Here is a 23,702-nt window from a genome sequence, read left to right as displayed (position 1 = left end):
GTAAGGATTCTTTGCGACTCTGGCTGGGCGGCCCACAAAGCCGTGGCAGCGCATGGGTGCATTGAATGCTGGATAAGCGTCCCGGACCCCCTTTAGGGACCACTGATGAGGGAAATAACTGTGCTTGAAGCCTACCGCAAACACATCGAAGAGCGTGCCGCCCTGGGTATCGTGCCCCAGCCGCTGAACGCCGAACAAACTGCAGGCCTGGTCGAGCTGCTGAAAAACCCGCCGGCCGGCGAAGAAGCCTTCCTCGTAGACCTGATCACCAACCGCGTACCGCCAGGGGTCGACGAAGCTGCCTACGTCAAGGCCGCTTTCCTCTCTGCCATCGCCAAGGGCGAAGCCAAGTCGCCACTGATCGATCGCAAGCACGCCGCCGAACTGCTGGGCACCATGCAGGGCGGCTACAACATCGAAACGCTGGTCGCACTGCTGGATGACGCCGAACTGGGCGCCGTCGCGGCCGAACAGCTCAAGCACACCCTGCTGATGTTCGATGCCTTCCATGACGTGGCCGAAAAAGCCAAGGCTGGCAACGTTCACGCCAAGGCCGTGCTGGATTCCTGGGCTGCCGGCGAGTGGTTCACCTCGCGCCCGGCCATCGCCGACAAGTACACCCTGACCGTGTTCAAGGTGCCAGGCGAAACCAACACCGACGACCTGTCCCCTGCCCCGGACGCCTGGTCGCGCCCTGACATCCCGCTGCACGCCCTGGCCATGCTGAAAATGGCCCGTGACGGCATCGAGCCATCGCAGCCAGGTTCGGTCGGCCCGCTGGCCCAGATCGAAGCCGTCAAGGCCAAGGGCTTCCCGGTTGCCTATGTAGGTGACGTGGTCGGTACCGGCTCCTCGCGTAAATCCGCTACCAACTCGGTACTGTGGTTCTTCGGCGACGACATCCCGTACGTGCCGAACAAGCGCGCCGGTGGCTTCTGCTTCGGCACCAAGATCGCCCCGATCTTCTACAACACCATGGAAGACGCCGGCGCCCTGCCGATCGAATTCGACTGCACCAACCTGGCCATGGGCGACGTCATCGACGTGTATCCGTTCAAAGGTGAAGTACGCCGTCACGGCAGCGACGAGCTGGTCACCAGCTTTGCACTGAAAACCGAAGTACTGCTGGACGAAGTGCGCGCTGGCGGCCGTATCCCGCTGATCGTCGGCCGTGGCCTGACCGAAAAAGCCCGCGCCGAGCTGGGCCAGGGCCCATCGGACCTGTTCAAGAAGCCAGAGCAGCCAGCCGACTCCGGCAAGGGCTTCACCTTGGCGCAGAAAATGGTCGGCCGTGCCTGCGGCCTGCCAGAAGGCCAGGGCGTGCGCCCAGGTGCCTACTGCGAGCCGAAGATGACCACCGTCGGTTCCCAGGACACCACTGGCCCGATGACCCGTGACGAGCTGAAAGACCTGGCGTGCCTGGGCTTCTCCGCCGACCTGGTCATGCAGTCGTTCTGCCACACCGCGGCGTATCCGAAGCCGATCGACGTCACCACCCACCACACCCTGCCAGACTTCATCCGCACCCGTGGCGGCGTGTCGCTGCGCCCAGGCGACGGCATCATCCACAGCTGGCTGAACCGCATGCTGATGCCTGACACCGTGGGTACCGGTGGCGACTCGCACACCCGTTTCCCGATCGGCATCTCGTTCCCGGCCGGTTCCGGCCTGGTGGCCTTCGCTGCCGCCACCGGCGTCATGCCGCTGGACATGCCAGAGTCGATCCTGGTGCGCTTCAAGGGCAAACTGCAACCGGGCATCACCCTGCGTGACCTGGTTCATGCCATCCCTTACTACGCCATCCAGAAAGGCCTGCTGACCGTCGAGAAGAAAGGCAAGAAAAACGCCTTCTCCGGCCGCATCCTGGAAATCGAAGGCCTGGACGAACTGACCGTCGAGCAAGCTTTCGAGCTGTCCGACGCCTCGGCCGAGCGTTCCGCTGCCGGTTGCACCATCAAGCTGCCAGAGAAGGCCATTGCCGAGTACCTGCAGTCCAACATCACCCTGCTGCGCTGGATGATCGGCGAAGGCTACGGCGACCCACGTACCCTGGAGCGTCGCGCCCAGGCCATGGAAGCCTGGCTGGCCAACCCTGAGCTGCTGTCGGCTGACGCTGATGCCGAGTACGCCGAAATCATCGAAATCGACCTGGCCGACGTCAAGGAGCCTGTGCTCTGCGCGCCGAACGACCCGGACGATGCCCGCCTGCTGTCTTCGGTACAGGGCGAGAAGATCGACGAAGTGTTCATTGGTTCGTGCATGACCAACATCGGCCACTTCCGCGCTGCCGGCAAGCTGCTGGACAAGGTCAAGGGCGGTATCCCGACCCGCCTGTGGCTGGCCCCGCCAACCAAGATGGATGCTCACCAGCTGACCGAAGAAGGCTACTACGGCATCTACGGCAAGGCCGGTGCGCGCATGGAAATGCCAGGCTGCTCGCTGTGCATGGGTAACCAGGCACGTGTGCAGACCGGTTCGACCGTGGTTTCCACCTCGACCCGTAACTTCCCGAACCGTCTGGGCGACGCCACCAACGTGTACCTGGCATCGGCCGAACTGGCTGCTGTCGCTTCGATCATCGGCAAGCTGCCGACTGTCGAAGAGTACATGCAGTACGCGAAAGACATCGACAGCATGGCTGCCGACGTTTACCGCTACCTGAGCTTCGACCAGATCGCCGAGTTCCGCGAAGCGGCAGCCAACGCCAAGATCCCGGTGGTTCAGGCGTAAGCTAAGCAGCAAGTTGTAAGCTGCAAGCTACAAGAATAAGCCCCGGCAGCGATGCCGGGGCTTTTTTGTGTCTGCTGTTCCGGCCTCTTCGCGGGCTTGCCCGCTCCCACAGACACACCACACAGTCACGGCCTGCGGAGAACCTGTGGGAGCGGGCAAGCCCGCGAAGAGGCCGGCACTGGCAACCTCAAATCACAAACAACTCCACAAATCTGTGCACTGCCATCTGCTCCAGCTGTTGCTGGTCCTTGCACAGTTCAAGAATCTGCTGACAGCGCTGCCGCGCAAACCGCGTCGCCAGGTTGGCCCTGAACTTGGCCTCCAGCAACGGAATCCCCTCCTCCCGCCGCCGCCGATGCCCGATCGGGTATTCCACCACCACCTGCTCGGTACTGCTGCCGTCCTTGAAGAACACCTGCAACGCGTTGGCGATCGAACGCTTGTCCGCTTCCAGGTATTCACGGCTGAAGCGCGGGTCTTCCACCACTTCCATTTTCTCGCGCAGGCGGTCGATGCTGGGGTGGTTGGCATGGAACGCATCTTCATAGTGCTCCGCCACCAGGTGCCCAAAGATCAACGGCACCGCCACCATGTACTGCAAGCAGTGGTCACGGTCAGCCGCATTGGCCAGCGGGCCGCTCTTGGAAATGATGCGGATCGCCGACTCCTGGGTGGTAATGACGATGCGATCGATTTCATGCAGGCGGTTGCGCACCCGCGGATGCAGGGTGACCGCCGCCTCGCAGGCAGTCTGGGCATGGAACTCGGCAGGAAAACTGACCTTGAACAGCACGTTTTCCATCACGTAGCTGCCCAGGGCCTGGGGCAGGCGCAGCTCATACTGCCCGGCAGGCTTGAGCGCCAGGTCCTTGTTGGTGTGGCTGAACGATACGTCGTAGAAGCCCCACTGCGGCGCCGTGAGCACGCCCGGCACGCCCATCTCGCCGCGCAGGGCGATATCGGCCAGGCGCACACCGCGGCTGGACGCATCGCCAGCGGCCCAGGATTTGCGCGAGCCGGCGTTTGGCGCGTGCCGGTAAGTGCGCAGGGCCTGGCCGTCGACGAAGGCGTGCGACAAGGCAGAGAGCATCTGCTCGCGGTTGGCCCCCATCAGCCTGGCGCACACGGCAGTCGAGGCCACCTTCACCAGAATCACGTGGTCGAGGCCAACGCGGTTGAACGAGTTCTCCAGCGCCAGCACGCCCTGGATCTCATGGGCCATGACCATGGCTTCGAGCACATCACGCATCAGCAGCGGCGCTTCTCCCGCAGCAATGCGCTTCTGGGACAGGTGATCGGCAACGGCCAGGATGCCGCCGAGGTTGTCCGAGGGGTGCGCCCATTCGGCAGCCAGCCAGGTGTCGTTGTAGTCCAGCCAGCGCACGGTGCAACCGATGTCCCAGGCTGCCTTGACCGGGTCGAGGCGGTAAGCGGTGCCGGGGACCCGGGCACCATTGGGGACCAGCGTGCCTTCCACCTGGGGGCCGAGCAGTTTGGTACATTCGGGGAAGCGCAGGGCCAGCAGGCCGCAACCGAGGGTGTCCATCAGGCAGTTGCGTGCGGTGTCCAGGGCTTCGGCGGAATCGACCCGGTAGCCGAGGGCGTAGTCGGCCAGGGTTTGCAGCACCCGGTCGTAGTCCGGGCGGTCGTTGAGGTCCACGTTGGCGCTCATATCCAGCTCCCTTCAGAATTGCCGGGGCTGCGCTGCAGCCCTTCGCGGGCCTGCCCGCTCCCACAGGTACACCACAGCATTCAGAATCTGTGGTTACCCTGTGGGAGCGGGCAAGCCCGCGAAGGGCCGCAAAGCGGCCCCAACGAACGAAAGCCGAGCGCCAGTGGTGCGTTAGAAGCTATCGCCAGGTACGCGAACCCAGCCCTCCATCAGCACGCGAGCACTGCGGCTCATGATTGCCTTGGTCACTGTCCACTCACCATTCACCTGGCGCGCCTCGGCCCCGACGCGCAAGGTGCCCGAGGGGTGGCCGAAACGCACGGCGCTGCGCTCGCCCCCACCCGCAGCGAGGTTGACCAACGTGCCCGGAATGGCCGCCGCAGTGCCAATTGCCACCGCAGCCGTACCCATCATCGCATGGTGCAGTTTGCCCATGGACAAGGCCCGCACCAGCAGGTCGATATCGCCCGCCTGCACCGCCTTGCCACTGGACGCAGTGTAGGTGCTCGGCGGCGCGACGAATGCCACTTTTGGCGTGTGCTGACGCCCGGCAGCCTGGTCGACATTGTCGATCAGCCCCATGCGCACCGCACCATAGGCGCGAATGGTCTCGAAACGCAGCAGCGCCTGTGGGTCGCCGTTGATCGCGTCCTGCAGTTCGGCACCGGTGTAACCGATGTCTGCTGCATTGACGAAGATGGTCGGAATACCGGCATTGATCAGGGTCGCCTTGAAGGTACCCACACCCGGCACCTCCAGGTCATCGACCAGGTTACCGGTCGGGAACATCGAACCGCCGTCGCCGTCTTCGTCTGCCGCCGGGTCGAGGAACTCAAGTTGCACCTCGGCCGCAGGGAAAGTCACCCCGTCCAGCTCGAAATCGCCGGTTTCCTGCACTTCACCTTCGGTAATCGGCACATGGGCGATGATGGTCTTGCCGATGTTCGCCTGCCAGATGCGCACGGTGGCAACGCCGTTTTGCGGAATACGCGCCGGGTCGACCAGGCCGCTGCTGATGGCGAACGAACCCACGGCAGCCGACAGGTTGCCGCAGTTGCCGCTCCAGTCGACGAAGGCCTTGTCGATGCTGACCTGGCCGAACAGGTAGTCAACATCGTGTTCGGGCTTGGTGCTTGGCGACAGGATCACGGTCTTGCTGGTGCTGGAAGTGGCGCCGCCCATGCCGTCGATCTGCTTGCCATAGGGGTCGGGGCTACCGATTACCCGCAGCAGCAGGGCATCGCGCGCCGGGCCGGGGATTTGCGCCTGCTCGGGCAGGTCTTGCAGGCGGAAGAACACGCCTTTGCTGGTGCCGCCACGGATGTAGGTGGCGGGGATTTTTACTTGAGGTGCGTGTGCCATTGCTCTGCTGTCCTGTCTGAAATGCATGAACCCCGGGGCTGCTGTGCAGCCCATCGCCGGCAAGCCAGCTCCCACAGGGATCGCAGGGATCCTGAGGCCCATGCGGCCCCTGTGGGAGCTGGCTTGCCGGCGATGGGCCGCAAAGCGGCCCCCGCGCTTATGATTAGGGGGTCGCCTCGAGGAAGTCCTGGGCAAAGCGCTGCAACACCCCTCCCGCCTCGTAGATCGATACTTCCTCGGCGGTGTCCAGGCGGCAGGTCACCGGCACTTCCAGGCGCTCGCCATTGCTACGGGTAACCACCAGGGTCAAGGTCGCCCTTGGCGTGCGCGCACCCAGCACGTCGTAGGTCTCGCTACCGTCCAGGCCCAGGGTCTTGCGGTCGGTGCCCGGCTTGAACTCCAGCGGCAGCACGCCCATGCCCACCAGGTTGGTGCGGTGAATGCGCTCGAAGCCTTCGGCAACGATAGCCTCGACACCTGCCAGGCGCACTCCCTTGGCGGCCCAGTCGCGGGACGAACCCTGACCGTAGTCGGCGCCAGCAACGATGATCAGCGGCTGCTTGCGCTCCATGTACGTCTCGATCGCCTCCCACATGCGGGTGACCTTGCCTTCTGGCTCGATACGCGCAAGCGACCCCTGCTTCACGCTGCCGTCGTCCTTGCGCACCATTTCGTTGAACAGCTTGGGGTTGGCGAAGGTGGCGCGCTGGGCGGTCAAGTGGTCGCCACGGTGGGTGGCGTAGGAGTTGAAGTCCTCTTCCGGCAAGCCCATTTTTGCCAGGTATTCGCCGGCAGCACTGTCGAGCATGATGGCGTTGGACGGCGACAGGTGGTCGGTGGTGATGTTGTCCGGCAGCACCGCCAGCGGGCGCATGCCGCGCAGGGTGCGTTCACCGGCCAGGGCACCTTCCCAATACGGCGGGCGACGGATGTAGGTGCTCATCGGGCGCCATTCGTACAGCGGCGCCACCTTCGGCCCACGGTCTTCCTCGATGGCGAACATCGGGATGTACACCTTGCGGAACTGCTCTGGCTTGACCGCAGCACGCACCACGGCGTCGATTTCTTCATCGCTGGGCCAGATGTCCTTGAGGCGGATTTCCTTGCCATCGACCACGCCCAGCACATCCTTCTCGATGTCGAAGCGGATGGTACCGGCGATGGCGTAGGCCACCACCAGTGGCGGCGAAGCCAGGAACGCCTGCTTGGCGTAAGGGTGGATACGCCCGTCGAAGTTGCGGTTGCCCGACAGCACGGCAGTGGCGTACAGGTCGCGGTCGATGATCTCTTGCTGAATGGCCGGGTCGAGTGCGCCCGACATGCCGTTGCAAGTGGTGCAGGCGAAGGCGACGATGCCAAAACCGAGCTGCTCCAGCTCCTTCTCCAGGCCGGCCTCTTGCAGGTACAGCTGCACGGCCTTGGAGCCCGGTGCCAGCGATGACTTGACCCACGGCTTGCGGGCCAGGCCCAGCTTGTTGGCATTACGCGCGATGAGGCCGGCGGCAATTACGTTGCGCGGGTTACTGGTGTTGGTGCAGCTGGTGATGGCGGCAATGATCACGGCACCGTCAGGCATCTGCCCCGGCACATCTTGCCAGTTGCCGGCAATGCCTTTGGCGGCCAGGTCGCTGGTGGCGACGCGTGCATGCGGGTTGGACGGGCCTGCCATGTTGCGCACCACGCTCGACAGGTCGAAGCTCAGGGTGCGCTCATAGACGGCGCCGCTCAGGCTGTCGGCCCACAGGCCGGTAGCCTTGGCGTAGGTTTCCACCAGCTTGACCTGCTGCTCTTCACGGCCGGTCAGGCGCAGGTAGTCGATGGTCTGCTGGTCGATGGCGAACATCGCTGCAGTGGCGCCGTATTCCGGGGCCATGTTGGAGATGGTGGCGCGGTCGCCCAGGGTCAGGGCGCGGGCACCCTCGCCGTGAAACTCCAGGTACGCGCCGACGACTTTCTGTTTACGCAGGAACTCGGTCAGGGCCAGCACTAGGTCGGTGGCGGTGATGTTCGGCGCCAGCTTGCCGGTCAGCTCGACGCCGACGATTTCCGGCAGGCGCATCCACGAGGCGCGGCCGAGCATCACGTTTTCGGCTTCCAGGCCGCCGACGCCGATGGCGATCACGCCCAAGGCGTCGACATGCGGGGTGTGGCTGTCAGTGCCGACGCAAGTGTCCGGGTAGGCCACGCCGCGGTCGTTGTGGATGACCGGCGACATCTTCTCCAGGTTGATCTGGTGCATGATGCCGTTGCCCGGCTGGATCACGTCGACGTTCTTGAACGCCTTCTTGGTCCAGTTGATGAAGTGAAAACGGTCTTCGTTGCGGCGATCCTCGATGGCACGGTTCTTTTCGAACGCCTGTGGGTCGAAACCACCACACTCGACGGCCAGCGAGTGGTCGACGATCAGCTGCACCGGCACCACCGGGTTGACGGCGGCCGGGTCACCGCCTTTGTCGGCAATGGCGTCACGCAGGCCGGCAAGGTCGACCAGCGCTGTCTGGCCGAGGATGTCGTGGCACACCACGCGGGCCGGGAACCACGGGAAGTCGAGGTCGCGCTGGCGCTCGATCAGCTGGCCCAGCGAGGCATTGAGGGTGGCCGGGTCACAGCGGCGCACGAGGTTTTCGGCGAGCACGCGGGAGGTGTATGGCAGGCCGTCGTAGGCGCCAGGCTTGATCGCCTCGACCGCCGCACGGGCATCGAAGTAGTCCAGGTCAGTGCCTGGCAGGTGCTTGCGGTATGCAGTGTTCATCATGGAATCAGGCTCGGTCACAGGGTTCGGAAGGTTTCGCCGGCCCTGTGGGAGCGGGCGTGCCCGCGAATGCGTCAGCAGGTGCAAAACGGTTGCCAGTACGGACGCATTCGCGGGCACGCCCGCTCCCACAGGGGAAACGGGTTGCCTCTCTATATCTATTCAGCGCTGCTCGATCGGCACGAACTGGCGCTGTTCGACGCCGACATACTCGGCGCTCGGGCGGATGATGCGGTTGTTGGCGCGCTGCTCGAACACGTGCGCCGCCCAGCCGGTCAGGCGCGAGCAAACGAAGATCGGGGTGAACAGCTTGGTCGGGATGCCCATGAAGTGATACGCCGAGGCATGGTAGAAGTCGGCGTTGGGGAACAGGCGCTTCTGCTCCCACATGGTTTTGTCGATGGCTTCGGACACCGGGTACAGCACCGTGTCGCCCACTTCGTCGGCCAACTGCTTCGACCAGCCCTTGATCACCTCGTTGCGCGGGTCGGACTCTTTGTAGATGGCATGGCCAAAGCCCATGATCTTGTCCTTGCGTTCCAGCATGCGCAGCAGCTCGGCGGTGGCGTCCTGCGGGCTCTGGAAGCGCTCGATCAGCTCCATTGCCGCTTCGTTGGCACCCCCGTGCAGCGGGCCGCGCAGCGAGCCGATGGCGGCGGTGACGCAGGAGTACAGGTCGGACAGGGTCGAGGCGCAGACGCGGGCGGTGAAGGTAGAGGCGTTGAACTCATGCTCGGCGTACAGGATCAGCGACACGTTCATGACCTTGACGTGCAGCGCGCTTGGCTTCTTGCCGTGCAGCAGGTGCAGGAAATGGCCGCCAAGGGTGTCTTCGTCGCTGGTGCAATCGATGCGCACACCGTCATGGGTGAAGCGGTACCAGTAGCACATCACGGCCGGGAACAGCGCCAGCAAGCGGTCAGTCTTGTCGCGCTGGGCTTCGAACGTCAGCTCTGGCTCCAGGGTGCCCAGCACCGAGCAACCGGTGCGCATCACGTCCATCGGGTGGGCGTCACGCGGGATGCGTTCCAGCACTTCCTTCAGCGCTTGCGGCAGGTCACGCAGGCCCTTGAGCTTGCGCTTGTAGTCTGCCAGTTCGGCCTGGGTTGGCAGCTCGCCGTACAGCAGCAGGTAAGCGACCTCCTCGAATTCGGCACCGGCTGCCAGGTCGCGCACGTCGTAACCGCGGTAGGTGAGCCCGGCACCGGCCTGGCCCACAGTCGACAGTGCGGTCTGGCCGGCCACCTGACCGCGCAGGCCTGCGCCACTGAGTACTTTCGCTTCGGCCATGGTGTTTCTCCTTTCTTGAATTTGTTATGGATTTTTTCTGGCTAATTCAGGGTGTTGCTCAGCCCTTTTTCTGGGCAAACAGCGCGTCGAGGCTCTGCTCGAAGGCGTGGTAGCCAATGGCATCGTAGAGCTCCATGCGGGTCTGCATGGTGTCGATCACGTTCTTTTGCGTGCCGTCGCGGCGCAGCGCGGTGTAGACGTTTTCGGCCGCCTTGTTCATGGCGCGGAACGCCGACAGCGGGTACAGCACCAACGAAACATCGACCGAGGCCAGCTCTTCGGTGGTGTACAACGGCGTGGCGCCGAATTCGGTGATGTTGGCCAGAATCGGTGCCTTCACCCGATCAGCGAACGTCTTGTACATCTGCAGTTCGGTGATGGCTTCCGGGAAGATCATGTCGGCGCCAGCCTCGATGCACGCCTCGGCGCGATCAAGGGCAGCGTTCAGGCCTTCGACGGCCAGGGCGTCGGTACGTGCCATGATCACAAAGCTGTCGTCGCTGCGGGCATCGACGGCGGCCTTGATGCGGTCGACCATTTCCTGCTGGCTGACGATTTCCTTGTTGGGGCGGTGGCCACAGCGTTTGGCGCCAACCTGGTCCTCGATATGGATCGCGGCAGCGCCGAACTTGCTCATCGAGCGCACGGTGCGGGCGACGTTGAAGGCTGACGCACCAAAGCCGGTGTCGACATCCACCAGCAACGGCACATCGCACACATCAGTGATACGGCGCACATCGGTGAGCACGTCGTCCAGGCCAGTGATGCCCAGGTCCGGCAGGCCCAGCGAGCCAGCGGCCACGCCGCCACCAGACAGGTAGATGGCCTTGAAGCCGGCGCGCTTGGCCAGCAGGGCGTGGTTGGCATTGATGGCGCCAACCACTTGCAGCGGGTGTTCAGCGGCAACGGCGTCGCGAAAGCGCTGGCCGGGGGTGCTCTTCACAGTCATTTCTCACCTCGTGGGCTGTTGTTGTGGGCGTCCAGATAGTGACGCTCGATATTGCGCCTGGATGCGCCGATGTGGCGGCGCATCAGAAGTTCGGCCAGCTCGCCGTCACGGTCGGCGATAGCATCGAGAATGCGGTGATGCTCGGCAAAGGCCTGGCGTGGCCGGTTGGGCGTGGCAGAGAACTGGATGCGGTACATGCGCACCAATTGGTACAGTTCGCCGCACAGCATCTTGACCAGGGTCTGGTTGCCGCTGCCCTGGATGATCCGGTAATGGAAGTCGTAGTCGCCTTCCTGCTGGTAATACCCCAGGCCAGCCTGGAATGCGGCATCCCGCTCGTGGGTGTCGAGCACCCGGCGCAGCTCGTCGATATCGGCCTGGCTCATGCGTTCGGCCGCCAGGCGGCAGGCCATCCCTTCCAGCGACTCGCGGATTTCGTACAGCTCGATCAGCTCGGCGTGGTTCAGCGAAACCACGCGCGCCCCAACATGCGGCACGCGCACCAGCAGGCGCTGGCCTTCGAGGCGGTGGATGGCCTCGCGCAGCGGCCCGCGGCTGATGCCATAGGTGCGCGCCAGCTCCGGCTCGGAAATCTTGCTGCCGGGGGCGATTTCACCCTTGACGATGGCCGCCTGGATACGCCGGAAGACGTTTTCGGACAAGGTTTCCGTTTCGTCTGCCTGTACCGGGCTGGGGGTGGAAAGGTCTTGCATATTGTCGACACCTTGAAAATCAATACGCCAGAAATTAGCGAATCAAGGCGTTCCAGTCAAAGACAAAATGAATATTGTCGACAATCGTCTAAGAACGAACTAACCCTACCCCGTCGCTGTCAGATCGCGCACCGCTGGCGTCAAGACGTCGGCGTGATAGAATGCCGCGCCTCCGATGGAGTATGGATAGCCTGTCTGTCATCCATTCATGCTTGTTGACAGATGAACGAGGAAGCTTGCGCAGTAGTTGCCAGTCGCCTTGCCCCGAACCTTGCACAGTACCGCGCCAGGAATATGAGACTTACACCCGTTTTATTGCTGCTATGCCTCACCCTGCTGCCGGCCCTTGGCCAAGCGGCGGGCAAGACCGTGTACGGTCTCAACGAATATGCCCGCCTGGGCGACCTGGACCTGGAAGTGGCCGCCAAGCTCGACACCGGTGCCAAGACCGCGTCGCTCAGCGCCCGCGATATCAAACGGTTCAAGCGCAACGGCGAAAGCTGGGTGCGCTTCTACCTGGCCATCGATGCCGCCCACTCGCACCCGATCGAACGCCCACTGGCACGCGTGAGCAAGATCAAGCGCCGGGCCGGCGACTACGATGCAGAGTCAGGCAAGGCCTACACGGCCCGCCCGGTCATCGAACTTGAAATCTGCATGGGCCAGGCCATGCGCACCATCGAAGTCAACCTCACCGACCGCAGCGCCTTCCAGTTCCCGCTGCTTATCGGCTCCGAGGCGCTCAAGCACTTCGATGCGCTGGTCGACCCAAGCCTTAAATACGCGGCCGGCAAACCTGCCTGTGCCACCGACGCTCCCAAAGCAGAGTAATCCCGATGCGCTCTCTTACCCTCCATCTGAAAGTCCTGATCACCGTACTGGTGCTACTGGGCGTGGCGGTCACGGCTTATCAGATCTTCTTCCTCGGCATCCCGGTGACCGAGGATGAAACCGACGACCTGTGGAACATCGACGCCAAGGTCGAGTTCGTGGCCAGCACCAAGGATCCGGTGAAGATCCAGATGTTCGTGCCGCCGCTGAACCGCGACTACGTCAGCCTCAACGAGAGCTTCATCTCCAACAACTACGGGGTCAGCGTCAACCGTGCCGATGGCAACCGCAAGGTGACCTGGTCGGCCCGCCGCGCCAACGGCAACCAGACCCTCTACTACCGCCTGGTACTGACCAAGCGCTACAGCAACGAAAAAACCACGGTAAAAGGCCCGACCTTCCGTGACAGCCTGGCCATCGAAGGCCCCGAGAAAATCGCCGCCGAAGCGCTGATGGCACCCATCCGCCAGCATTCGGCCGACGTCGAGACGTTTGTCAGCGAGACCATCAAGCGGGTCAACAACCTCAACGACGACAACGTCAAGCTGCTGCTCGCCGGTGACACTTCGCCGATGAAGAAGGCCCAGGTCATCGACCTGCTGCTGTCGATTGCCCACGTACCGATGGAGAAGGTGCACACCATCCGCCTGGTGGCCGACACCCCGCAAACCCCGGAACTGTGGCTGCGTAGCTTCAACGGTAACGACTGGCTGTACTTCAACCCGGACACCGGCGAACAAGGCCTGCCTAGCGACCGCCTGCTGTGGTGGACCGGTGATGACAACCTGATCACCGTCGACGGCGGCAAGAAAGCCAATGTCACCTTCAGCATGAACAACAGCGAGATGAACGCCATCCGCCTGGCCAAGCTGACCGACGAGAACACCGACGCCGACTTCCTTGAGTACTCGCTGTACAGCCTGCCGCTGCAAACCCAGCAAACCTTCATGATCATGGTGATGATCCCGATCGGCGTGCTGGTGATCCTGGTATTGCGCAACCTGATCGGCCTGCAGACCCTGGGTACCTTCACCCCGGTGCTGATCGCCCTGGCCTTCCGCGAGACCCAGCTGGGCTTCGGGATCGTGCTGTTCACGGTGATCACGGCATTGGGCCTGTCACTGCGCTCGTACCTGGAACACCTCAAGTTGCAGATGCTGCCGCGGCTATCGGTGGTGCTGACCTTCGTCGTGGTGCTTATCGCCGCCATCAGCCTGTTCAGCCACAAGCTGGGCCTTGAGCGCGGGTTGTCGGTGGCACTGTTCCCGATGGTGATCCTGACCATGACCATCGAGCGCCTGTCGATCACCTGGGAAGAACGTGGTGGTGGCCATGCCATGAAAGTGGCCATCGGCACGCTGTTCGCCGCCTCCCTGGCGCACCTGCTGATGATGGTGCCGGAGCTGGTGTACTTCGTGTTCACCTTCCCGGCCGTGCTGTTGATTCTGGTGGGCTTCATGCTGGCAATGGGCCGCTACCGTGGCTACCGCCTGACCGAGCTCGTGCGCTTCAAGGCATTCCTGAAGAAGGCTGACGCCTGATGTTTGGCCTGATCAAGACGTGGAAAGCCCTGGAGGCCCGGGGCATCATGGGTATCAACCGGCGCAACGCGGACTACGTGTTGAAGTACAACAAGCGCCACTTGTACCCGATTGTCGACGACAAGATCATCACCAAGGAGCGCGCCCTGGCGGCCGGTATCCATGTGCCGGAAATGTACGGCATCATCGAAACCGAGAAAGAAATCGAGAAGCTCGACCAGATCATTGGCGGGCGCAGCGATTTCGTCATCAAGCCGGCGCAAGGCGCTGGCGGTGACGGCATTCTGGTGATTGCCGACCGCTTCGAGGACCGCTACCGCACGGTGTCGGGCAAGATCATCAGCCACGAGGAAATCGAGCACCAGATCTCGAGCATCCTCACCGGCCTGTACTCACTGGGCGGCCACCGCGACCGTGCGCTGATCGAGTACCGGGTCACGCCTGACCAGATCTTCAAGAGCATCAGCTACGAAGGCGTGCCGGACATCCGCATCATTGTGCTGATGGGCTACCCGGTCATGGCCATGCTGCGCTTGCCGACCCGCCAGTCGGGCGGCAAGGCCAACCTGCACCAGGGCGCTATTGGCGTGGGCGTAGACCTCGCCACCGGTGTGACCCTGCGCGGCACCTGGCTGAACAACATCATCAGCAAGCACCCGGACACCACCAACGCCGTGGACGGCGTGCAGTTGCCGAACTGGGACGGTTTCATGAAGCTGGCTGCCGGCTGCTATGAACTGTGCGGGCTGGGCTACATTGGCGTGGACATGGTGCTGGACCAGGAGAAAGGCCCGCTGATTCTGGAGCTCAACGCCCGCCCGGGCCTGAACATCCAGATTGCCAACGACTGCGGCCTGACCCAGCGCACCCACGCCATCGAGGCACACATCGAAGCGCTGGCCAAGGATGGTATTACCGAAGATGCCGAACAGCGCGTTCGGGTAGCGCAAGGGTTGTTCGGGCACGTGCCCAACCGCTGAAATAGCGAGGCTGCTGCGCAGCCCATCGCCGGCAAGCCAGCTCCCACAGGTGTAGTGCATCTCTCAAGATCGCGCGGTCCCTGTGGGAGCTGGCTTGCCGGCGATGGGCCGCAAAGCGGCCCCTGCATTAAACGTAATGTTGAATGTCGCGCCCAGTGCTAGGCGCTTTTCCTACACAGGTCTACAATCGCCCTCCTCGCTTTTACATCGCCGTCCACACTGATGCCGACCTGTACGCTGCACGCCCTGCCTTACCAGCCCGACCCTGCTGCCTATTTCGCCCGCCTACGCCAGGCCCCCGGCGCGATCCTGCTCGACAGCGCCCGCCCCGGTGCCGAGCGCGGTCGCTTTGACCTGCTCAGCGCCTGGCCACTGCAACAGCTGCAAGCACAAGCCGATGAAGACGGCCGCGCATTCCTCCAGCGCCTGCGCGCCAGCCTGGCACAACTGGGCCATGCCGACGTGCCCGAGGGCGTAGAGCTGCCCTTCGCCGGCGGCCTGATCGGCTACCTGAGCTACGACTTCGGCCGCCGCCTGGAACACCTGCCAAGCCAGGCGGTGGACGACCTGGGCCTGCCCGATGCGCAGCTGGGGCTGTATGCCTGGGCAATGGTCAGCGACCACCAGCACGGCACCAGCCAGCTAGTCTTTCACCCAAGCCTGCCAAGCGAGGAGCGAGAGCGCCTGATCAGCCTGTTCGAAGGCGGTAGCAACACCGCAACCGGCGGTTTCCAGCTGCTCGCCCCAATGGCCGGCGATCTGCGCCCTGAACAGTACAAAGCCGCTTTCAACCAGGTACAACGCTACATCCAGGCCGGCGACTGCTACCAGATCAACCTGACTCAACGCTTCCGCGCCCCCTGCCAGGGCGACCCGTGGCGAGCCTACCAGGCGCTGCGCCAGGCCTGCCCTACGCCGTTTTCCGGTTACCAGCAACTGGCCGATGGCAGCGCCCTGCTGAGCTTTTCGCCCGAGCGTTTCATCCGTGTCAGCCAAGGCCAGGTGGAAACACGGCCGATCAAGGGCACCCGCCCGCGCGCCAGCGACCCGCTTGAAGACCAGCGCAATGCCAATGAGCTGCTGTGCAGCCCCAAGGATCGCTCGGAAAACCTGATGATCGTCGACCTGCTGCGCAACGACCTCGGGCGCACCTGTCAGATCGGTTCGGTGAGGGTACCGGAGCTGTTCAGCCTGGAAAGCTACCCCAACGTGCACCACCTGGTCAGCAGCGTCACCGGTAAGCTGGCCAGCGACAAGGATGCGCTGGACCTGATCGGCGACAGCTTCCCTGGCGGCTCGATCACGGGCGCGCCGAAGATCCGCGCCATGCAGATCATCGACGAACTGGAACCCGCACGCCGGGCACTGTACTGCGGCTCGCTGCTGTATGTGGACGTGCGCGGGGAAATGGACAGTTCGATTGCCATTCGCAGCCTGCTGGTCAAGGACGGCCAGGTCAGTTGCTGGGGCGGCGGCGCGGTGGTGGCCGACTCCGAGTGGCAGGCCGAATATGAAGAGTCGATCGCCAAAGTGCGGGTACTGATGGAGACCTTGCAGGGCTTGTGAGTCCGTCTAGCCCGCGTTTTTTTGTTACCATCACCTTACTACGAGCGCACAGCGCCACAGCCAAGATGGAAACCGCCTGATGAGCCAACCCTTCGACGTCGCCGCCCTGGCCGCGACCTATGCCAACAAGTCCCCGCAGGACATTCTCAAGCTCGCCTTCGAGCATTTTGGTGATGACCTGTGGATCTCCTTCAGCGGCGCCGAGGACGTGGTGCTGGTCGACATGGCCTGGAAGCTGAACAAGCAAGTCAAGGTGTTCAGCCTCGACACCGGTCGCCTGCACCCGGAGACCTACCGGTTCATCGACCAGGTGCGGGAACAGTACAACCTGCCGATTGAAATCCTCAGCCCAGACCGTGACAAACTCGACCCGTTCGTGAAGGAAAAGGGCCTGTTCAGCTTCTACAAGGACGGCCACGGCGAGTGCTGCGGCATCCGCAAGATCGAGCCGCTGCGCCGCAAACTTGCCACCGTGAGCGCATGGGCCACTGGCCAACGCCGCGACCAGAGCCCGGGCACCCGCAGCCAGGTGGCGGCACTGGAAATCGACGGCGCATTTTCCACGCCCGAGCGTACCCTGTACAAGTTCAACCCGCTGGCACAAATGAGCAGCGCGGAAGTGTGGGGTTATATCCGCATGCTGGAGCTGCCGTACAACAGCCTGCATGAGCGCGGCTTCATCAGCATTGGCTGCGAACCTTGCACCCGGCCGGTACTGCCGAACCAGCATGAACGTGAAGGGCGTTGGTGGTGGGAAGAGTCGACGCAGAAAGAATGCGGGTTGCACGCGGGCAACCTGATCAGCAAGGCTTGAGATTGTCGGGGCCGCTGCGCGCCCCATCGCCGGCAAGCCAGCTCCCACAGGAATATCACCAGTCTTAAGGTAACGGTAAACCTGTGGGAGCTGGCTTGCCGGCGATGGGCCGCAAAGCGGCCCCGACAATCCTGAATCAGTGCACGGGCAGTTCGACCCCTTCGAACAGCTCTTCCAACTCTTGCTTGTTATGGCACTGAATGGCCTTGGCCATCACTTCGCGGGTCAGGTGCGGGGCGAACTTCTCGATGAAGTCGCACATGAAGCCACGCAGGAACGTGCCACGGCGGAAGCCGATCTTGGTGATGCTGGCTTCGAACAGCTCACTGGCATCCAGGGCCACCAGGTCGCTGTCGAGCTTGGCATCCACGGCCATACCCGCGACGATCCCCACACCCAGCCCCAGGCGCACATAAGTCTTGATGACGTCGGCATCTGCCGCGGTGAACACCACTTTTGGCGTGAGGCCGCGGTGGTTGAAGGCTTCGTCCAGCTTCGAGCGCCCGGTGAAACCGAACACGTAGGTAACGATCGGGTATTCGGCAACCGCTTCCAGGGTCAGCTTCGGCAGCTTGGCCAGCGGGTGACCTTGCGGCACAACCACGCACCGGTTCCACTTGTAGCACGGCATCATGATCAGGTCGCCGAACAGCTCCAGCGCCTCGGTGGCGATGGCGAAGTCTACCGTGCCATCTGCTGCCATCTCGGCGATCTGCATGGGCGAACCCTGGTGCATGTGCAGGGACACTTCCGGGTACTGCTTGATGAAGCTGCTGATCACCGGCGGCAAGGCATAGCGCGCCTGGGTGTGGGTGGTGGCGATGGACAACGTACCCTTCTTCTCGTTGGAGAATTCCTGGGCAATCTGCTTGATGCTTTCGACCTTGCGCAGGATTTCGCCGGCGGTATTGATGATGCGCTCACCGGCCGGTGTGACACGGGTCAGGTGCTTGCCACTGCGGGCAAAAACTTCAACACCCAGCTCATCTTCGAGCAGGCGGATCTGCTTGCTGATACCCGGCTGGGAGGTATACAGGCTCTGCGCCGTCGCGGAGACGTTGAGGTCATGGTGCGCCACTTCCCAGATGTAGCGCAGTTGTTGAAGCTTCATAGATTCCCCTCGGTTCAGCGATGAGTCCGCGGCAGCAGGCAGCGACGATATATAACTATATTAGTGGTTCTGGAAATAAATCTAGAACTATTTTGTTACATGCCCCCGGAAATGGCCTACGCCAATCTTCATGTTTTCCTACGCCCCAGGTGCTGCGCCAAAGGCACCATGTACACCGGCACCGGCGACAGTTGCAGCAGCCGTACCGCCGTGCGCCCCAGGGGCACATCCACGCCCGCTCCGGCGCTGTGGCTACCGAAAATCAACAGGTCGACGCTCAGTCGCTGCGCCTGTTCAAGGATCACCTGCGCAGGGTCGCCCTGGCGTACCCGCACCGCCTTGATCACCGCCAGGTCGGCCTCCTCGCCCAGCTCATCACGAAAATTTTCCAGCACGCGCTGCTCGATGTTGGCCATGACCGTGTTGACACCCTGGCTGTGCAACTGGTCGAGCGTCTGTTCATCAAGGTAGCTTTGCAGGAGGGATTCGGCGAATTGCCCCATTGGCTCCACCGCGTGGATCACATATAGCTCGGCACTGAACGTACGCGCCAGGGCCAGCGCGTGTTGCATCACAAAGGGTGCGTAGACACCGAGGTCGGTGGCGTACAGCATGGAGCGGATCATTCGACCTCCTCGACTGCCGCAGCGGCAGAGCAAGCTTCAGCTTAGCAGCGGGCCGGACGCACGCTTTGCCGTCCGGCGCGCTGCTGGCGTGGGCTGGAGGGCCGACAAGAGGTGCCCTCAGCGGGGCCGATCGCTGCTATCGAGGAAACCCAGTGCCTGGTACAGCATTTCCATACGCGGCAAATGCAGGCCTGCCGCACGCGCACGCGCCAGCGGCTCGGCATAGATAGCCTGCAGCTCCAGCGGGCGCATCAGGGCATAGTCGTGATACATGCTTGGCCAGTAGTCAGGCATGCGCTCGGTCACCTGGAACAGATGCTCGGCATAGCCCTCGGGCAACACGTGACCACACGCGGCAGCACCTTGTACCACCTCTGCCATCAACGCCTGGATCAGGTCCCGGCTGTGACTGTTCGCCATCAGCGGCGTGGTGCTGGCCGCCAGCAGTACCGACAGGCCGTTATAGGGCACGTTCCACACCAGTTTCTGCCAGCGCGCCAACTCCAGGTTCGGCATGGCCTGCGAATCGATCCCCGCGGCCTCGAACAGACCCGCACCTTCACGGACCACCTCGGCGCCGCCATCACTGGCCGGACCACTGTGGTAACCCAGGTTGACCGCGCCCAGTGCCTGGTGGCGGACCACACCCGGCGCATGGCGGTTGACACAGATGAAGCAAAGGCCACCGAGCAGGTGCATGTCGCTGCGCAAGGCCGGGCGCAGTTGCGCTTCCACGCCCAGGCCGTTCTGCAGCAGTACCACCTTGGCGCCGGGCGCAGCGGCCTGCACGATCAGCGGCGCCAACTGGTCGTTACTGGTGGCCTTGGCGCCGACCAGCAACCAGTCGCAAGGCGGCATGTCGCCGGCATCGGCATAGGCCTGCACCTTCATCTGCAGCGCGCCATGCACGGCACTTTCCACCGCCAGCCCCTGCTCACGCACAACCTCGTATTCGCTGCGCAGCAGAAAATGCACATCGAAACCGGCCCGCGCCAGCATCAAACCATAAAAACCACCAATGGCGCCGCTGCCGATGATGCCGATGCGTCGTGTAGGCGTGTGCATGCCGATCTCCAGTTGATGTGAGCCCTCTTTTTTACACAGGTTGCACGCCGCCAGGTAGCCCACGGGCGCAAAAGCACCACAGGTGCAGGGAAAACAGCGGGCTGACAGAAGTGCCGCCCATTGTCGCGCCACCCGTAACGCGCTAAGGTTCGGCTCCCCGCTGCGATTATTCTTGCTGCTGGGCCGCACGGGGATAGTTGGCGGCCGGCACCCGTGACCTGACGAGTAACACGATGGCTGATTTACCGATCGATGACTTGAACGTTGCCTCCAACGAGACCCTGATCACCCCCGATCAGCTCAAAAAGGAAATCCCCCTCAGCGCCAAGGCCCTGCAGACCGTGACTGCTGGCCGTGAAGTGGTGCGCAATATTCTCGACGGCAAGGACCATCGCCTGTTTGTCGTGGTCGGCCCTTGCTCCATCCACGACATCAAGGCCGCCCACGAATACGCCGAGCGCCTGAAGGTGCTGGCCGAAGAAGTGTCCGATACGCTGTACCTGGTCATGCGTGTGTACTTCGAAAAGCCACGCACCACCGTCGGCTGGAAAGGCCTGATCAACGACCCGTACCTGGATGACTCGTTCAAGATCCAGGATGGCCTGCACATCGGCCGTCAGTTGCTGCTGGACCTGGCCGAAATGGGCCTGCCGACCGCCACCGAAGCACTCGACCCGATTTCGCCGCAGTACCTGCAGGACCTGATCAGCTGGTCGGCCATTGGCGCCCGCACCACCGAATCGCAAACCCACCGCGAAATGGCCTCGGGCCTGTCCTCGGCAGTCGGTTTCAAGAACGGCACCGATGGCGGCCTGACCGTTGCCATCAACGCCCTGCAGTCGGTGTCCAAGCCTCACCGCTTCCTCGGCATCAACCAGGAAGGCGGTGTGTCGATCGTCACCACCAAGGGCAACCCTTACGGCCACGTGGTTCTGCGCGGCGGCAATGGCAAGCCTAACTACGACTCGGTCAGCGTCGCCCTGTGCGAGCAGGACCTGGCGAAGGCCAGGATCAAGGCCAACATCATGGTCGATTGCAGCCACGCCAACTCCAACAAGGACCCGGCCCTGCAACCGCTGGTGATGGAGAACGTTGCCAACCAGATCCTCGAGGGCAACCAGTCGATTATCGGCCTGATGGTGGAAAGCCACCTGAACTGGGGCTGCCAGTCGATTCCGAAAGACCTCAACGAATTGCAGTACGGCGTTTCGATCACCGATTCTTGCATCGACTGGTCCGCGACCGAGAAAACCCTGCGCAGCATGCACGCCAAGCTGAAGGATGTGCTGCCGCAGCGTAAGCGCGGTTAGCTGATGTAACAAAAAGCGGGGCCGCTTCGCGCCCCATCGCCGGCAAGCCAGCTCCCACATGTACAGCGAAACGCTTGAATGTGGGAGCTGGCTTGCCGGCGATGGGGTGCGTAGCGGCCCCGCTCTTTATTTACCGATTCAGGCCTTGCTCGAATGCCGCTGCTGGCGCTCCATGTAGCGTTCCACATACGAACAGGAAGGTATCACCGTGTACCCCATCTGTTCAGCGTACTCCAGCGCCCGCTCGGTCAATGCAGCAGCAATCCCGCGGCCCCGCAAGGCGTTGGGCACGAAGGTGCGATAGATGTCCAGCGTCTGCTTGCCCAGATCCATGTACGTCAAATAGGCACGATGACCGTCCACGTTGGTCTCGAACTGATGACCGGCCTGGTCATGGTGGATGGTCAGCGCTTCGCTCATCACTACTCCTCGCAGGTCTTATCGGCAGACCCATACCTTAACCGATGGTGGTTTATCCGGCACAGATTCCCTATGCCACCTGTTGCCCCTTCGACCACTGGACGATTGCAATCGTTCGGATCCCATGGCACTCACAAGATAGTAGGCGCCGCAAACGGGATTGCTCAAGGTGGTGGCGGCTAAAAAAGGCGAAAACGCACAGAAAACGACTCTTCCCTGCAGGTTCAACAGCGGCCGGATGTTGTAGGGCTTAAGACGTCGAAGGACAGTTAAAGTCACTGTTAGTTCAACAAAAAAGTTCCTGTACTACAATCGCTTGCGCTCCCTGCACATTTTTTTCACACACGCGTCGCAAATCTTGTCGGCAAGGCGTCAAGCAACATTTTTTTTGCAGTTCTTGCGCTCAGTCAGTTTACTTACTACAAGTAATGGGTACTATGTACGCCGGCCAGTTTCTCTTTCCTGAGAGATGGCTATTTAATAGAAAGTCCTTGAAGGGGAACACGATGAACAACGTTCTGAAATTCTCTGCTCTGGCTCTGGCCGCAGTTCTGGCTACCGGTTGCAGCAGCGTATCCAAAGAAACCGAAGCTCGTCTGACTGCGACTGAAGACGCAGCAGCTCGCGCTCAAGCTCGTGCTGACGAAGCCTACCGTAAGGCTGACGACGCACTGGCAGCCGCTCAGAAGGCTCAGCAGACCGCTGACGAAGCCAACGAGCGCGCTCTGCGTATGCTGGACAAAGCCAGCCGCAAGTAATAATCCTCACGGATTGTTGAGAAGCCGACCCACTTGTGGGTCGGCTTTTTTATTGCCCGCAAACAAGACAGACGCGCCCGGCAAGAACGAAAAGGCCCGCACTAAGGCGGGCCTGGGTGTGTCGCAAATGCCTTACTGCAGTTCGGGTGGAATGCTCGTCACCATCGGCGCACCGCCCTGGTTTTCCACTGGCACGGCAATCTCGACCGGCATGCCATCTTCTGCAGCCACCACGTCACGCACCATGTCCCAGTTCATGCGCAGGTTGTTGGCCAGGTCTTCACGCTTGAGCAAGGCATTGATTACGGCAGTGTGTTTGTCCACCACCGACGGGTTGCCTTGATCGTCCAGCGGCGTGTGTGCTTCCAGGTACACCTTGCCGCCACTGATACCGAACTTGTATGGCTCATTGATGATGCGTACCGGAGTACCCACCGGCACCATTTTCGACAGTTCCAGCACGTTGTTGTTGAGCATGCGGAAGCAACCGTGGCTGGTACGCATGCCAATGCCGAACTTCTTGTTCGACCCATGGATCAGGTAGCCCGGCACGCCCAGGGTGAACTTGAACGGCCCCAGCGGGTTGTCCGGGCCGGCCGGCACCACGGCTGGCAGGATGTCACCGTCCGCTGCGTGCTCCTTGCGGATGGAAGCAGGCGGCGTCCAGGTCGGGTTTGGCGTCTTGGCGGTGATCTTGGTATTGGCAATCGGCGAACCCCAACCCTCACGGCCAATCCCCAACGGGAAGGTGTGCACTACGTTCTGCCCTTTCGGGAAGTAGTACATGCGGTACTCGGCCAGGTTGATGACGATGCCTTCGCGCGGGCCCGGCGGCAGAATGTAACGGGTCGGAAGGACTATCTCGGTACCTGCGCCCGGCAGCCAGGGGTCGACACCCGGGTTGGCGGCAATCATTTCCAGGTAGCCGAGGTCGTTGGCGGTGCCGATATCGGCGAACGTGTCCTCGTACTTTGCCTTGATCGCATGCACCTGGCCAACGATGTCTTCACCGGGCGGTGGCAGTGGCAGCTCCAGCGCAGCAGCGGGGCCCGCTACCAGCAGGGCGGCCAGGGACAGGCTACGGGTGACGGCAGGAAAGCGCGGCAACATCCGGTAAATCCTTCGAAAGGTGGGTCAAGAGGATCGATTGTACACCCGCGCCGATGCAAGCGGGAGGCATTGGCGCCATACAAGCGTTTCAGATGATGAAAG

Annotated in this window: 19 protein-coding genes; 8 read left to right on the top strand and 11 right to left on the bottom strand. The window is 62.5% G+C overall.

The genetic code is table 11. The features are described from left to right. Positions 1 to 120 precede the first annotated feature (120 nt). Positions 121 to 2,730, top strand: a complete 2,610-nt coding sequence (gene acnB / locus ACFY9W_RS19000; RefSeq protein ID WP_391133095.1) for a bifunctional aconitate hydratase 2/2-methylisocitrate dehydratase — start codon at positions 121 to 123, stop codon at positions 2,728 to 2,730. Positions 2,731 to 2,917: 187 nt separating this feature from the next. Here acnB and prpD read toward each other — a convergent pair whose 3' ends face one another. The 6 genes from prpD to ACFY9W_RS18970 all read right to left on the bottom strand — a co-directional run bounded on the left by prpD (position 2,918) and on the right by ACFY9W_RS18970 (position 11,468). Then, a complete protein-coding gene (gene prpD, locus ACFY9W_RS18995; protein WP_391133008.1) occupies positions 2,918 to 4,402 on the bottom strand; it encodes a 2-methylcitrate dehydratase in 1,485 nt (494 codons plus the stop codon). Between the two features lie 171 nt (positions 4,403 to 4,573). Beyond that, complete coding sequence (prpF, locus tag ACFY9W_RS18990; protein WP_391133005.1) at positions 4,574 to 5,764, bottom strand: 2-methylaconitate cis-trans isomerase PrpF; 1,191 nt, start codon at positions 5,762 to 5,764, stop codon at positions 4,574 to 4,576. 163 nt (positions 5,765 to 5,927) lie between these two features. Continuing rightward, positions 5,928 to 8,516: a Fe/S-dependent 2-methylisocitrate dehydratase AcnD gene (acnD, locus tag ACFY9W_RS18985; protein ID WP_391133092.1), complete on the bottom strand. Its 2,589-nt coding sequence runs from the start codon at positions 8,514 to 8,516 to the stop codon at positions 5,928 to 5,930. A gap of 162 nt (positions 8,517 to 8,678) precedes the next feature. Further along, positions 8,679 to 9,806 (bottom strand): 2-methylcitrate synthase, encoded by a 1,128-nt coding sequence (prpC, locus tag ACFY9W_RS18980; RefSeq protein WP_391133002.1) that lies wholly within the window; start codon positions 9,804 to 9,806, stop codon positions 8,679 to 8,681. A gap of 58 nt (positions 9,807 to 9,864) precedes the next feature. Then, the gene (prpB, locus tag ACFY9W_RS18975) at positions 9,865 to 10,755 is read right to left on the bottom strand and encodes a methylisocitrate lyase (RefSeq protein WP_016485912.1); all 891 of its coding nucleotides are present in this window, start codon (positions 10,753 to 10,755) and stop codon (positions 9,865 to 9,867) included. After that, entirely contained in the window at positions 10,752 to 11,468 is a 717-nt protein-coding gene (locus ACFY9W_RS18970) for an FCD domain-containing protein (RefSeq protein WP_391132998.1), read from the bottom strand. The genes prpB and ACFY9W_RS18970 overlap by 4 nt, the downstream gene beginning before the upstream one ends. Positions 11,469 to 11,762: 294 nt before the next feature. On the opposite strand from ACFY9W_RS18970, the gene ACFY9W_RS18965 reads away from it, so the two are divergent. From ACFY9W_RS18965 to ACFY9W_RS18945, 5 genes are all read left to right on the top strand, one after another. Beyond that, the gene (locus ACFY9W_RS18965) at positions 11,763 to 12,299 is read left to right on the top strand and encodes an ATP-dependent zinc protease (protein WP_016485910.1); all 537 of its coding nucleotides are present in this window, start codon (positions 11,763 to 11,765) and stop codon (positions 12,297 to 12,299) included. Between the two features lie 5 nt (positions 12,300 to 12,304). Continuing rightward, positions 12,305 to 13,840 (top strand): UUP1 family membrane protein, encoded by a 1,536-nt coding sequence (locus ACFY9W_RS18960; RefSeq protein WP_391132995.1) that lies wholly within the window; start codon positions 12,305 to 12,307, stop codon positions 13,838 to 13,840. Then, positions 13,840 to 14,820 carry an alpha-L-glutamate ligase-like protein gene (locus ACFY9W_RS18955; RefSeq protein ID WP_391132992.1) on the top strand — a complete coding sequence of 327 codons (981 nt, stop codon included), beginning with the start codon at positions 13,840 to 13,842 and terminating at the stop codon, positions 14,818 to 14,820. The genes ACFY9W_RS18960 and ACFY9W_RS18955 overlap by 1 nt, the downstream gene beginning before the upstream one ends. 222 nt (positions 14,821 to 15,042) lie before the next feature. Further along, complete coding sequence (gene pabB, locus ACFY9W_RS18950; protein WP_391132989.1) at positions 15,043 to 16,386, top strand: aminodeoxychorismate synthase component I; 1,344 nt, start codon at positions 15,043 to 15,045, stop codon at positions 16,384 to 16,386. 79 nt (positions 16,387 to 16,465) lie between these two features. Continuing rightward, on the top strand, positions 16,466 to 17,200 hold the full coding sequence (locus ACFY9W_RS18945; RefSeq protein ID WP_391132986.1) for a phosphoadenylyl-sulfate reductase: 735 nt from the start codon (positions 16,466 to 16,468) through the stop codon (positions 17,198 to 17,200). Between the two features lie 136 nt (positions 17,201 to 17,336). Here ACFY9W_RS18945 and cysB read toward each other — a convergent pair whose 3' ends face one another. From cysB to ACFY9W_RS18930, 3 genes are all read right to left on the bottom strand, one after another. Further along, positions 17,337 to 18,311, bottom strand: coding sequence for an HTH-type transcriptional regulator CysB (cysB, locus tag ACFY9W_RS18940; protein ID WP_010953293.1), 975 nt, complete (start codon positions 18,309 to 18,311; stop codon positions 17,337 to 17,339). Between the two features lie 128 nt (positions 18,312 to 18,439). After that, entirely contained in the window at positions 18,440 to 18,937 is a 498-nt protein-coding gene (locus ACFY9W_RS18935; protein WP_391132982.1) for a universal stress protein, read from the bottom strand. A gap of 117 nt (positions 18,938 to 19,054) precedes the next feature. After that, positions 19,055 to 20,002 (bottom strand): putative 2-dehydropantoate 2-reductase, encoded by a 948-nt coding sequence (locus ACFY9W_RS18930; protein WP_391132979.1) that lies wholly within the window; start codon positions 20,000 to 20,002, stop codon positions 19,055 to 19,057. Between the two features lie 233 nt (positions 20,003 to 20,235). Between ACFY9W_RS18930 and ACFY9W_RS18925 the strand changes: the two genes are divergently transcribed. Continuing rightward, on the top strand, positions 20,236 to 21,312 hold the full coding sequence (locus ACFY9W_RS18925) for a 3-deoxy-7-phosphoheptulonate synthase (protein WP_391132976.1): 1,077 nt from the start codon (positions 20,236 to 20,238) through the stop codon (positions 21,310 to 21,312). Positions 21,313 to 21,450: 138 nt separating this feature from the next. On the opposite strand, the gene ACFY9W_RS18920 is transcribed toward ACFY9W_RS18925, so the two are convergent. After that, complete coding sequence (locus ACFY9W_RS18920; RefSeq protein ID WP_003250290.1) at positions 21,451 to 21,732, bottom strand: GNAT family N-acetyltransferase; 282 nt, start codon at positions 21,730 to 21,732, stop codon at positions 21,451 to 21,453. A 506-nt stretch (positions 21,733 to 22,238) separates the two neighbouring features. On the opposite strand from ACFY9W_RS18920, the gene oprI reads away from it, so the two are divergent. Beyond that, on the top strand, positions 22,239 to 22,490 hold the full coding sequence (gene oprI, locus ACFY9W_RS18915) for an outer membrane lipoprotei OprI (protein ID WP_003259780.1): 252 nt from the start codon (positions 22,239 to 22,241) through the stop codon (positions 22,488 to 22,490). Between the two features lie 132 nt (positions 22,491 to 22,622). Here oprI and ACFY9W_RS18910 read toward each other — a convergent pair whose 3' ends face one another. Continuing rightward, complete coding sequence (locus ACFY9W_RS18910; RefSeq protein WP_391132972.1) at positions 22,623 to 23,600, bottom strand: L,D-transpeptidase family protein; 978 nt, start codon at positions 23,598 to 23,600, stop codon at positions 22,623 to 22,625. Positions 23,601 to 23,702 lie beyond the last annotated feature (102 nt).

The sequence above is a fragment of the Pseudomonas sp. NPDC008258 genome (assembly GCF_042956345.1).
Lineage (GTDB): Bacteria > Pseudomonadota > Gammaproteobacteria > Pseudomonadales > Pseudomonadaceae > Aquipseudomonas.
The sequence above is the reverse complement of the archived record's forward strand: the minus strand, read 5'-3'. Positions and strand labels throughout refer to the sequence as shown.